The following is a 10,767-nucleotide window of genomic DNA, read 5'->3' as shown; positions in this document are numbered from 1 at the left end:
GACGGACGAACCTCTGGTGTGCCAGTTGTCCTGCCAAGGGCATGGCTGGTTGGCTACGTTCGGAAAGGATAACCGCTGAAAGCATCTAAGCGGGAAGCCTGCTTCGAGATGAGGACTCCCACCCCCTTTGAGGGGTTAAGGCTCCCAGTAGACGACTGGGTTGATAGGCCAGATCTGGAAGCCCGGTAACGGGTGGAGGTGACTGGTACTAATAGGCCGAGGGCTTGTCCTCAGTTGCTCGCGTCCACTGTGTTGGTTCTGAAACCACGAACAACCCCGTACATGGTCACGTACGGTGCGGTTGACAGTTTCATAGTGTTTCGGTGGTCATAGCGTGAGGGAAACGCCCGGTTACATTCCGAACCCGGAAGCTAAGCCTCACAGCGCCGATGGTACTGCAGGGGGGACCCTGTGGGAGAGTAGGACGCCGCCGAACTAATTTTGAATGGAAAAGCCCCGGGCCGGGATACGGTCCGGGGCTTTTCTGCGTTATGCGGGCTCCACCAATTTCGCGTCGTACGCGACGATCACCGCCTGCACCCTGTCCCGTGCGCCCGTCTTCGCCAGAATGCGGGAGACGTGGGTCTTCACCGTGGATTCCGCGAGGTGCAGACGCCGGGCGATCTCCGCATTGGTCCAGCCCTGGGCGATGACCGTGAGGATCTCGCGCTCGCGGTCCGTGAGGGAGGCGATGCGGGGATCCGGGGCCGCGGGTGCGCCAGGAGTCGCCGGAAGGTGTTCCACGTACGCGTCCAGGAGGCGGCGGGTCAGGCTGGGGGCGACGATCGCGTCCCCGGCGGCCACCGCGCGGATTCCTGCCAGAAGTTCCTCGGGGAGCGCGTCCTTGATGAGGAAGCCGGAAGCGCCGGCCCGCAGGCCCGCGTACGCGTACTCGTCCATGTCGAACGTGGTGAGGATGAGGATGCGCGGGTCATCGGAGCCCGAGGCCGTGATGCGGCGGGTCGCCTCGATGCCGTCCATGCCGGGCATGCGGATGTCCATCAGGACGACGTCGGGGCGCAGGGTCGACGCGAGGTGGACCGCTTCCGTGCCGGTACCGGCCTCGCCGGCGACGGTCAGGTCGTCCTGGCTCTCCAGGAGCATCCGGAAGCCGAAGCGTTGCATGGGCTGGTCGTCGACGATGAGGACCGAGGTCACCTGGTCGTTTCCTTCGGGAGAGGGAGCCGGGCCGTGATCCGCCAGCCGCCGGTGGGCTGGGGGCCTGCGTCAAGTGTGCCGTGGTACAGGGCAGTTCGCTCGCGCATGCCCGTCAGGCCGCGGCCGCCGGGCGCGGGGGCGCCGCCGTGGCCCGTGTCGGTGACCGTGAGAGTGACGGCGTCGGACGCGTACGAGAGGTCGACCGTGGCGGTGGTGTGCGGGCCGCCGTGCTTGAGGGCGTTGGTGAGGGCTTCCTGGGTGATGCGGTACAGGGCGAGCTGGATACCCGGCGGGAGCGCGGCGGGGGCGCCCGCGGTCTCGAACGTGCAGGGGAGGCCCGCCGTGCGGACGCCGTCGACGAGGGCGTCGAGGTCCGTCAGCGCGGGCTGCGGTGCCAACTCCGGGGTCCCCGGCGGCTCCTGCGTGGATTCCTCGCGCAGTACGTCCAGGAGGCGCCGGAGTTCCGTGAGGGCTTGGCGGCTGGTCGTGGCGATCGCGGTGAGGGCCTGGCCGGCGCGTTCCGGGCTGCGGGCGGCCGCGTAGGAGCCGCCGTCGGCGAGGCCCGTGATGACGGAGAGGTGGTGGCCGATGATGTCGTGCATCTCGCGGGCGATGCGGGCGCGTTCGGCGGCGGCCGCGAGCTGGGCTTGCTGGTCTCGTTCTACCTCTAGTCGGCGGGCGCGTTCGACCAGGGCCTGGGTGTGGTCCTGGCGGGAGCGGACGGCGATGCCCGCGAGCGCGACCAGGACGAAGCACCACAGCTGCGGCACGATCAGCTGGTCCCAACTGCCCGACGGGTAGCGGAGGAAGGTGGCCGTCATGGGCAGGATGGTGAGGACGGCTGCCCGGCCGAGGGTCTTCAGGGGCAGGCGCAGCGCGATGTTGAACACGATGACGAACTGGATGAGGGCGGCCTGCAGCCAGCTGCCCGTCCAGTTGTTGACGACGCTGGCGGCCGCGGTCGCGGTGAGGGCCGCGAGCGGGTGGCGGCGTCGCCACAGCACCGGTACGGACAGGCCCAGGCTCATCAGGACGACCAGCCACTCGGGCGCCTGGGGATCGGCTGCGGTGTTGCGCCAGCCGCCGGTGCCGTCGGTGAGCGCCGCGATCACGAAGAACCCCGTCACCAGCAGGTCCCAGACCAGCGGGCGGCGCCGGTCGAAGGCGCGCACCCGCTCGGTGAGGCGCTGGGCGTACTGGGCGAGCGGTTGCGGGGCGCGGGGCTGCTCGTGATCCGTCACCTGGTCATCATCCTCGTACGTTCCTCAGGGTGGTGCGGGTGTCAGACGTCGCGGCGCCTGAGGAGGAAGGCCGAGGTGAGCAGGGTCGCGGCCGCCCACAGGCAGAGGCTGAGCAGGGCTGCCGCCGGAGGGATCGCGTCCCCGGTACGGGTCATCGCGCCGAGGGACTCGGACGCCTTGGTGGGGAAGTAGCGCAGGGCGTCCTGGACGAGGTCCGCCGGGATCATGGCGAGGACCTCGGGCAGGATCAGGACGAGGCCGACGAAGGCGCCGATGCCCGCCGGGACCGAGCGCAGCAGGGCGCCGAGGCCGAGGGCCACCAGGCTCAGCAGGGTGACGGCCGCCGCGTTGCCGGCGAGGGCGCCGAGGACGCCGGAGTCGGTGAGGGACAGCGCCTTGTCGGTGTCGGAGAGCCAGAGCTGGGCCAGGAGGAACGTGACGACGTTCGTCACGAAGGTGAGGGAGAAGGCGAGCGTCGCGAAGACCGCGGCCTTGGACCACAGCACGGGCAGCCGTCGCGGCACCGCGGTGAGCGAGGCGCGGATCATGCCGGTGGAGTACTCGCCGGCGGTGACCAGGATGCCGAGCACGGCGACGCAGATCTGGGAGAGCTGGGTGCCCAGGAGGACGAAGACGACGGTGTCGATCTCCGAGTCGTCGCCGTCGTAGGTGGATCCCATGGTGATGCCGACGCCGATCACCAGTGCGCAGGCGACCGCGAGGGTGATCCAAGTGGAGCGCAGCGTACGGAGTTTGTGCCACTCGGAGCGCAGGACGCGGCGCGGGGTGAGCGCGTACGGCGCTGGGGGCGTGGTCGTCGTCATCGTGCCGCTCCCGTCAGGGGCTTGTCCGTGGTGGCCTGGTACTCGACCGCGTCGTGGGTGAGGTTCATGAACGCCTGCTCCAACGAGGCGGTGTGCGGGGTGAGTTCGAAGAGGGGGACGCCGTGTGTGGCGGCGAGGCGGCCGATGTCGGGGGCCTCGACGCCGCGGACGTGCAGGGTGTCCGAGGTCTCGGCCGTCGTCTCGGCGCCGGTCAGCAGGTCGCGCAGGCGGGCCGCCTCGGGCGTGACGACCTTGACGTAGGCGGCGCCCGATGCGCGGACGAGGTCGGCGACCGTGGTGTCGGCGAGGAGACGGCCGCGGCCGATGACGACGAGGTGGTCGGCGGTCAGTGCCATCTCGCTCATCAGGTGCGAGGAGACCAGGACCGTACGGCCTTGGCCGGCAAGGGACTTGAGGAGGGTGCGGATCCACAGGACGCCCTCGGGGTCGAGCCCGTTGACGGGTTCGTCGAGCACGATGGTGGCCGGGTCGCCGAGCAGGGCCGCGGCGATGCCGAGCCGCTGGCCCATGCCGAGGGAGAAGCCCTTGACGCGCTTGCCGGCCACGTCGGTCAGGCCGGTGAGGTCGAGGACGTGCTCGACGCGGGCGCGCGGGATGCCGTGGGTGTGGGCGAGGGCCATGAGGTGGTGGAAGGCGCTGCGGCCCGGGTGGACGGCCTTCGCCTCCAGGAGCGCGCCGACCTCGCACAGGGGCGCCGGGTGGGTGGCGTAGGCGCGGCCGCCGATGGTGGAGCGGCCTGCGGTGGGGGCGTCGAGACCGAGGAGCATGCGCAGGGTCGTGGACTTGCCGGCGCCGTTCGGGCCGAGGAAACCGGTGATCGTGCCGGGCTCGACCGCGAAGGTCAGGTCGTCGACGACGGTCTTGTCGCCGTAGCGTTTGGTGAGGCCGTGGGCTCGGATCGTCATGCCTCCGAAGATGCCGGTGAGGGCGTTCCTGCCGCGTCCGACCTGGGCATCCGACCGCGGAAAAGGCAGTAGTACCCGGGTACTACGAGCCCGTAGGGTGCGGCGCATGGACTACGAGATCCGGCCCGTACGCCCCGACGAGTGGCGCGCCCTGAAGGAGCTGCGGCTCGACGCGCTGCGGGACGAGGTGGCGCCGATCGCCTTCCTGGAGTCCTACGAGGAGGCCCTCGCCCGGCCCGATGCCTTCTGGCAGGACCGGGCCGCGGGGAACTCGCACGGGACGAGTGCCCGGATGTTCGTGGCGCAGGATCCGGACGGGCGGTTCGTCGGCTCCGTCGTGCTGCTCGTCGAGGAGGCGGGCTCGATCGACCTCTTCGGTGCGCCCGTCGAGCGGCGGCAGGGCGCGATCGTCGGCGTGTACGTGCGGCCCGAGGCGCGCGGGGCCGGGGTGGTGCAGGCGCTGTTCGGCGCCGCACTGGAGTGGGCCTGGACGCTCGACGAGGTGCGGTGGGTGCGGCTGTACGTGCACGAGGACAACGCGCGGGCCGCGGCGGCCTACCGGCGGCTCGGCTTCGTACGCACCGGAGGGGTCGCCCGATTCACCGGGGACCCCTCCAAGATGGAGTACGAGATGGGGATCGACAAGCCGTAGTCCTCGGCAACAGGCGTCAGCTGTAAGGGCGTTCGGTGCGGGCCGTGCGCAGGGCGGTGGCCCACCAGTCCAGCTGGTCGAGCAGGACCTTGGCGGCCCCGGCTGCGCCCTGCTCGTCGTGGGCCGGGCCGTCCTCGGCGAAGTGGTCGCCGGTCACCCGGTGGAAGCTGACGCCGTCCCGGATCGTCACCGTGTGCAACTCGGCGAACACCAGCCGGAGTTGTTCGACCGCCCGTAGGCCGCCGCCGACGCCGCCGTACGACACGAAGCCGACGGGCTTGGCCTGCCATTCGGTGCGGTGCAGGTCGATGAAGTGCTTCAGGTGGGCCGGGAAGCTGTGGTTGTACTCGGGGGTGACGATCACGAAGGCGTCGGCGGCGTCGACGCGGGACGCCAACTCGGCTTGGTGCGGGGTGGGTTCGTACCCCCAGGCGGGGTGGGCGTCCGGAAGGTCGAGGTCGGCCAGGTCGATGATGTCGAAGTGGGTGTCGGGGGCGTGGGCCGCGGCCTGGTCGGTGAACCAGGTGCCGACGGTGGGGGCGAGACGGCCCTCTCGGGTGGAGCCGATGACGATGGCCACGCGGAGGGGGCTGTTCTTCGGGCTGGACATGGGGACTCCCTGTCGTCGGTGGGGGGCGGTGAAGCTAGCGGGCCGTTGGGGACGGGATGTTCTCGGTGCTCGGGCTCGCGGGCCGTGCCCGCTGTCGCGCCGCGCGCCTGCCCGCGGGGGAGAGGAGGACGGCGCTGACTGCCGCCAGGACGGCCATCAGCCCTGTCACCGACCACAGCGCCACCTGCCAGGAACCCGTGAACTCCTGGGCGTGGCCGCCGGCGCCCGCCGTCACCCGCGCCGCCAAGTCCCTTGAACCCAGCCGGGATTCGAGCGAGGCGAGGAGCAAGGCACCGAAGACGGTCAGCATGACGGCGCCGGTGCCGCCGCGGACGGTGTTGAGGAAGCCGGAGGCCATGCCGACCTCGGACGGGGCGACCATCGACATGGCCTGCGCGTCGATGATGCCGATGGACAGGCCCTGGCCGGCGCCGATGGTGAGCAGCGGGCCCGCCAGGGCGGTGGCGGAGATGCCGGGGTGCAGGGTGGTGAGCCAGGCGTTGCCGGTGCCGATGAGGAGCAGGGACAGGACCAGCAGATGGCGGGCCGGGACGCCCCGGTTGACGAGGCGCGCGCCGAGCGGGGGCAGGAGCAGTATCGGCACCGTCATCAGCAGGAGGGTCAGGCCGGCCGCACGGGCAGTCGTGCCGCTGGTGCCCTGGAGGTAGGTGGGCAGGAAGGTGAGGACGCCGGTGGTGCCCGCGCCCAGGCCGAAGGAGCCGACGGCCCAGCCGAGGAACGCCGGGTTGCGGACGAGCCGCAGGTCGAGGATCGGGCGGCCCGTGCCGGTGCGGACGAGGCGCTGCTCGATGCGTACGAACGTGCACAGGAGGGCCAGGGCCGCGGCGCCGGGGAGCAGCGTCCACACGGAGCCCCAGCCGGACTTGGAGCCCTGGGTGATCGCGAAGAGGGCCAGGGCGAGGCCCGCGATGAACGCGGCGGCGCCCGCCTTGTCCACGCGCGGCCGGACGTCGGCCCGGGACTCGCTGATCAGGCGGGTGCCGAGGAGGATGACGACGCCCGCGGCGGCGTAGGACAGGAAGGTGGGGCGCCAGCCGAGCGCGTCGACGAGCCAGCCGGAGAACGTCGGGCCGAAGGCGAGGCCGAGGCCCGCCGTGGTGCCGAGCGAGGCGAAGACGCGGGTGCGGGCCGGGCCGGTGAAGGTCGCGGCGAGCAGGGAGCCGCCGCTGGCCATGACGCCCGCCGCGCCGACGCCGGACAGGATCCGGGCCGCGTCCAGGACGAGGATGCTCGGGGCGAGGGCCGAGGCCAGGGTGCCTGCCGTGTAGAGCGCGGCGCCGAGGGTGAGGATGCGGCGGCGGCCGTAGAGGTCGCCGAGCGAGCCCGCGACCAGCATGAGCGAGGACGCGGCGAGGAAGTAGCCGACGACGACCCACTGCAGGGTCGCGCCGGCCGCGCCGAGGTCGGCGCCGATGCGGGGCAGCGCCACCGTGGTGCCGGACATGGCCATCGGGAGCGTGAGCATGCCGAGGAGGACGACGAGGAGGGTGGAGGTGGGGCGGCTGCCGCCGACTGCGCGGGCCGCCGAATCCTGGGATGCGGTTGCCATGGCGATAAAGTACAACCGAGGTTGTAGTCAGTGCAACGGTCGTTGTACCTAGGTCTCTGTGCCTAGGCTGGACGGGACGGAGGTGCGACATGGCGGGACGGGAAGCGGCGGCGCCGCGCAAGGGCACGGTGGAGAAGCGCCAGGCGCTGCTGCGCGGTGCGCGCACGGTCTTCGGGCGCGAGGGCTACATGCGTGCCGGCATCGATGAGATCGCGGCCGAGGCCGGAGTCTCCACGCGCACGCTCTACAACCACTTCGGCGGCAAGGAGAACCTCTTCCGCGAAGCCCTGCTGGAGAGCGCCGCCGCCGTCACGGCGGCCCACGTCACCGTCATCGAGCGGCACTTGGGCAAGGTGACGGACGTGGAGAAGGGCCTCCTCGCCTTCGCCCGGGAGTGGATGGGCTCGCGCGGCGACCACGACGCGCACATGCTCCTCGTCCGGCAGATCATCGCCGAGGGCGCCCATCTGCCCGCCGACGTCATCGAGGGGTGGCAGCGCACCGGCCCCCGCGCGGCGCGGGAGGCGGTGCGCGAGCGGCTCGTGGAGCTCGGCGCGCAGGGCCTGCTGGCCGTCGACGCCGCCAACTCCACGGATGCGGCGCGGTACTTGCTGCTGCTGGTGGCCGGTGACGTGACCGTCGACACGTTCTTCGGGGTCGTGCCCATGTCCGACGCCGAGATGGACAGGCGGATCGAGAGCGGCGTGCGGGCGTTCCTCAAGCTGTACGCGGCCGAAGAGGCGTAAGAGGTTCTTCGGGATCCCAAGAGGTCCTAAACGGTGGGGAGTTCGGCGTCCGGCCAGCGGCTGCGGCCCTGTTCCCGGGACCGGAGCAGGGCCAGGGCCGGCATGCCCCGGTCCGCCCCGGTGGCCAGCAGCTCCGGAAGCTGGGGAAGAGGAGCGACTGCCGCGACGTCGTCCAGGACGAACGTCATTGGTGGGTCGAGCCGGCCGGCGGATGACCTTTCGGCCATGCGGCGGCCGTGCTCGACCACGCTGGAGGCGAGGGCCGTCAGGAGCGGCATCGCGCCGGGATGCGCCTTGGGGTCCTCGATGGCTTCACCCACCACATAAAGCGTGCCCCCTTCATCCATGAAGGAATCCAGGGTGAGCGCATCAGTTCGGTTCGGGGTGCAGGCCTCGCGGATGTGCACGGTGAACAGCGAGGACAGGGCGCGGGCCGTCAACTCCTGCGCCATGTCCCGGCGTTCGGGGTGCGAGGTGAGGGCGGCTTCGAGTTCACCGGCCGCGCCGGAGGCCGCCTTCTGGCTGGTGCGCAGGATGCGGACGGCGTCCTGGACCTGGCTGCCCTGGGCCCACCGATGCACATGGCGGAACGGTTTGCCGTCGACCGCGGCCGCGTGCAGATAGCTGCGCAGCAGGGTGTCGGCGGTGTCGGCCAGCGCCGAGTCCAGCTTGGCGGTGGGCCTTATCGGGGCGAGGAGCGCTGCCGCGCGGGTCGCCGCAATGGCCTTGTCCTCACAGCCCGCCGCCGGGTTCCAGTGCATTCTGGCCGGGGTGTCGCACAGGTGCGCCGGGTCGTACAGGAGGACCGGGCCCAGCTTGGCCCGGGCGTCCTTCGTCTCCGCCCACACGTCCGGGGCGGAGGTGACGACGAGTGCGGGGCCCTCGGCGTCCCGGATCGCCTGGACAGCCAGGGGATGGCGGTCCGCGGCGGGGCCCAGCAGGAGCGGGCCCCGGGGGGCGGGGACGGGGGTGAGGGCTTCTTGGGGGTCGGGCTGAGGGCGGGGCGCGGGTCGGGGCTCCGGCTCGACGGCACCGATGGGCGCGACGGCTCCGACGGGAGCGATGGGCTCGACGGGCGCGACGGCTCCGACGGGCGCGATGGGCTCGACGGGGCGGAACTCGGGTGCCGGCCCGGTGGGGGATTCCTCGTGCATCACGGAAGGCTGCGGCTGTGTCCGGGGCCGCTCATCCGCCGCCGGTGTCCGTGTCTGGGGCTGGGATGCGGGCTCCGGGCCGCGTGCCCGCACCGCGCGCCACCGTGCCACGGTCCCCGCCACGAAGACGGTGAGCACCACGAGGATCATCAACTGGCCGATGACCAGACCCCAGACGAGCCCGTACCCGGTGAGCTGGTCCTTCGGGGTGTTCGGCCAGGCGCCCGCGATGTCGTGCGGGCGCGCGATCAACGACCGCATGGCCAAAGGCGTATGACCGAACGTCACATGCGCCGGCCAGGCTCCCTTGGAGAACAGGCCCGCCAGGCCCGTCGCCGACCACACCAGGACCGTCATGCCCAGCAGGAACGCCAGGATGCCGATGAGGAGGCCGTCGGGGACGCCGCCCCGGCCCCGCTCCTCGCGGTGGCCGCGTCCGTGCCCGCGCTCGTCCCGCATCGTCATGCCACCGTGGACTCGGAGGAATCGCTGAGGCGCTGCTCGACGAAGGCCGCCGCGCGCTCCTCGGCCTCCATCTCGGCGGCGTACAGGGCATCGTCACCGAGCGTCTCCGCGGACGACTCGGTCATGGCGCGGTCGGTGAAGACCAGTGGGCGTTCCGTCTCGGTGACCAGGTGTTTGACCACTTGGACGTTGCCGTTGACGTCCCACACCGCGATGCCCGGGGTGAGCGTCGGGATGATCTCGACGGCCCAGCGCGGCAGGCCGAGCACGCGGCCGGTGGCTCTCGCCTCGTCGGCCTTCTGCGCGTAGATGGTCCGGGTGGACGCCATCTTGAGGATCGCCGCCGCCTCCTTCGCGGCCGCCCCGTCCACCACGTCGCTCAAGTGGTGCACGACCGCGACGAAGGACAGGCCGAGCCGCCGCCCGAACTTCAGCAGGCGCTGGAACAGCTGCGCCACGAAAGGGGAGTTGATGATGTGCCAGGCTTCCTCGACGAGGAAGATGCGCTTCTTGCGGTCCGGCCGGATCCAGGTGTGCTCCAGCCACACGCCCACGATCGCCATCAGGATCGGCATCGCGATCGAGTTGCGGTCGATGTGCGAGAGGTCGAAGACGATCAGCGGCGCGTCCAGGTCGATGCCGACCGTCGTCGGCCCGTCGAACATGCCGCGCAGGTCACCGTCGACGAGCCGGTCCAGGACGAGCGCGACGTCGAGTCCCCATGCGCGTACGTCCTCTATGGCGACGTTCATCGCCTCGGCCGACTCCGGCTCGGGGTGGCGCAGCTGCTCGACGATGTCGGTGAGGACGGGCTGGCGCTCGACGATGGTCTCGTTGACGTACGCGTGGGCCACCTTCAGCGCGAAGCCCGAGCGCTCGTCGAGGCCGTGCCCCATGGCGACCTCGATGATGGTCCGCAACAGCGCGAGCTGCCCGGTCGTCGTGATCGCGGGGTCGAGCGGATTGAGCCGGATCCCCATGTCCAGGGCGGCGGTCGGGTCCAGCCGGATGGGAGTTATCCCCAACTCCTGCGCGATCAGGTTCCATTCGCCGACCCCGTCCTCGCCCTGCGCGTCCAGCACCACGACCTGACGGTCGCGGAACCTCAACTGCCGCAGCACGTACGTCTTTTCGAGGGCTGACTTGCCGTTCCCGGACTCGCCGAGGACCAGCCAGTGCGGGGCCGGGAGCTGCTGGCCGTACAGCTGGAACGGGTCGTAGATGTAGCCCTTGCCGGAATACACCTCACGGCCGATGATCACGCCCGAGTCGCCGAGGCCCGGCGCGGCGGTCGGCAGATAGACGGCCTGGGCCTGCCCGGTCGACGTGCGCACGGGCAGCCTGGTCGTCTCCACCTTCCCGAACAGGAAGGAGGTGAAGGCGTCCGTGAGAAGCGACAACGGATCCCGCATGTGCAGCGC

The 10,767-nt window shown here is 71.2% G+C and carries 10 protein-coding genes and 2 rRNA genes; 4 read left to right on the top strand and 8 right to left on the bottom strand.

What is annotated here, in order from left to right; genetic code table 11:
- Positions 1 to 232: ribosomal RNA gene (locus tag G3I40_RS16680) — 23S ribosomal RNA — on the top strand; the annotation flags it as partial.
- Positions 233 to 319: 87 nt separating this feature from the next.
- Positions 320 to 436 (top strand): 5S ribosomal RNA (gene rrf / locus G3I40_RS16675).
- 53 nt (positions 437 to 489) lie between these two features.
- Here rrf and G3I40_RS16670 read toward each other — a convergent pair.
- Genes G3I40_RS16670 through G3I40_RS16655 form a run of 4 tightly spaced genes read right to left on the bottom strand, consistent with a single transcriptional unit; the run spans position 490 to position 4,149 of the window.
- Positions 490 to 1,158, bottom strand: a complete 669-nt coding sequence (locus G3I40_RS16670) for a response regulator transcription factor (RefSeq protein WP_164302937.1) — start codon at positions 1,156 to 1,158, stop codon at positions 490 to 492.
- Positions 1,155 to 2,399, bottom strand: a complete 1,245-nt coding sequence (locus tag G3I40_RS16665; RefSeq protein ID WP_343244944.1) for a histidine kinase — start codon at positions 2,397 to 2,399, stop codon at positions 1,155 to 1,157. Before G3I40_RS16665 ends, G3I40_RS16670 begins: the two co-directional genes overlap by 4 nt.
- A 41-nt stretch (positions 2,400 to 2,440) precedes the next feature.
- On the bottom strand, positions 2,441 to 3,223 hold the full coding sequence (locus G3I40_RS16660) for an ABC transporter permease (protein WP_164302936.1): 783 nt from the start codon (positions 3,221 to 3,223) through the stop codon (positions 2,441 to 2,443).
- The gene (locus G3I40_RS16655) at positions 3,220 to 4,149 is read right to left on the bottom strand and encodes an ATP-binding cassette domain-containing protein (protein ID WP_164302935.1); all 930 of its coding nucleotides are present in this window, start codon (positions 4,147 to 4,149) and stop codon (positions 3,220 to 3,222) included. Before G3I40_RS16655 ends, G3I40_RS16660 begins: the two co-directional genes overlap by 4 nt.
- A 106-nt stretch (positions 4,150 to 4,255) precedes the next feature.
- Between G3I40_RS16655 and G3I40_RS16650 the strand changes: the two genes are divergently transcribed.
- The gene (locus G3I40_RS16650) at positions 4,256 to 4,801 is read left to right on the top strand and encodes a GNAT family N-acetyltransferase (protein ID WP_164302934.1); all 546 of its coding nucleotides are present in this window, start codon (positions 4,256 to 4,258) and stop codon (positions 4,799 to 4,801) included.
- A gap of 16 nt (positions 4,802 to 4,817) precedes the next feature.
- Here G3I40_RS16650 and G3I40_RS16645 read toward each other — a convergent pair whose 3' ends face one another.
- Complete coding sequence (locus tag G3I40_RS16645) at positions 4,818 to 5,411, bottom strand: NAD(P)H-dependent oxidoreductase (RefSeq protein ID WP_164302933.1); 594 nt, start codon at positions 5,409 to 5,411, stop codon at positions 4,818 to 4,820.
- Positions 5,412 to 5,445: 34 nt separating this feature from the next.
- Entirely contained in the window at positions 5,446 to 6,981 is a 1,536-nt protein-coding gene (locus G3I40_RS16640) for an MFS transporter (RefSeq protein ID WP_164302932.1), read from the bottom strand.
- Between the two features lie 89 nt (positions 6,982 to 7,070).
- On the opposite strand from G3I40_RS16640, the gene G3I40_RS16635 reads away from it, so the two are divergent.
- Positions 7,071 to 7,727, top strand: a complete 657-nt coding sequence (locus G3I40_RS16635) for a TetR/AcrR family transcriptional regulator (RefSeq protein WP_164302931.1) — start codon at positions 7,071 to 7,073, stop codon at positions 7,725 to 7,727.
- Between the two features lie 26 nt (positions 7,728 to 7,753).
- On the opposite strand, the gene G3I40_RS16630 is transcribed toward G3I40_RS16635, so the two are convergent.
- Both G3I40_RS16630 and G3I40_RS16625 read right to left on the bottom strand, forming a co-directional pair.
- The gene (locus G3I40_RS16630; protein WP_164302939.1) at positions 7,754 to 9,340 is read right to left on the bottom strand and encodes a TraM recognition domain-containing protein; all 1,587 of its coding nucleotides are present in this window, start codon (positions 9,338 to 9,340) and stop codon (positions 7,754 to 7,756) included.
- 2 nt (positions 9,341 to 9,342) lie between these two features.
- The gene (locus tag G3I40_RS16625; protein WP_164302930.1) at positions 9,343 to 10,758 is read right to left on the bottom strand and encodes an ATP-binding protein; all 1,416 of its coding nucleotides are present in this window, start codon (positions 10,756 to 10,758) and stop codon (positions 9,343 to 9,345) included.
- Positions 10,759 to 10,767 lie beyond the last annotated feature (9 nt).

Source organism: Streptomyces sp. SID14478, from assembly GCF_010548525.1.
Classification (GTDB): domain Bacteria; phylum Actinomycetota; class Actinomycetes; order Streptomycetales; family Streptomycetaceae; genus Streptomyces.
This window is presented reverse-complemented; position numbering and strand designations above follow the sequence as displayed.

Coding starts and splice junctions, on each gene's coding strand:
- G3I40_RS16655 (WP_164302935.1), bottom strand. CDS start 4,149: ATGACGATCCGAGCCCACGGCCTCACCAAACGCTACGGCGACAAGACC.
- G3I40_RS16645 (WP_164302933.1), bottom strand. CDS start 5,411: ATGTCCAGCCCGAAGAACAGCCCCCTCCGCGTGGCCATCGTCATCGGC.
- G3I40_RS16635 (WP_164302931.1), top strand. CDS start 7,071: ATGGCGGGACGGGAAGCGGCGGCGCCGCGCAAGGGCACGGTGGAGAAG.
- G3I40_RS16640 (WP_164302932.1), bottom strand. CDS start 6,981: ATGGCAACCGCATCCCAGGATTCGGCGGCCCGCGCAGTCGGCGGCAGC.
- G3I40_RS16625 (WP_164302930.1), bottom strand. CDS start 10,758: ATGCGGGATCCGTTGTCGCTTCTCACGGACGCCTTCACCTCCTTCCTG.
- G3I40_RS16630 (WP_164302939.1), bottom strand. CDS start 9,340: ATGCGGGACGAGCGCGGGCACGGACGCGGCCACCGCGAGGAGCGGGGC.
- G3I40_RS16650 (WP_164302934.1), top strand. CDS start 4,256: ATGGACTACGAGATCCGGCCCGTACGCCCCGACGAGTGGCGCGCCCTG.
- G3I40_RS16660 (WP_164302936.1), bottom strand. CDS start 3,223: ATGACGACGACCACGCCCCCAGCGCCGTACGCGCTCACCCCGCGCCGC.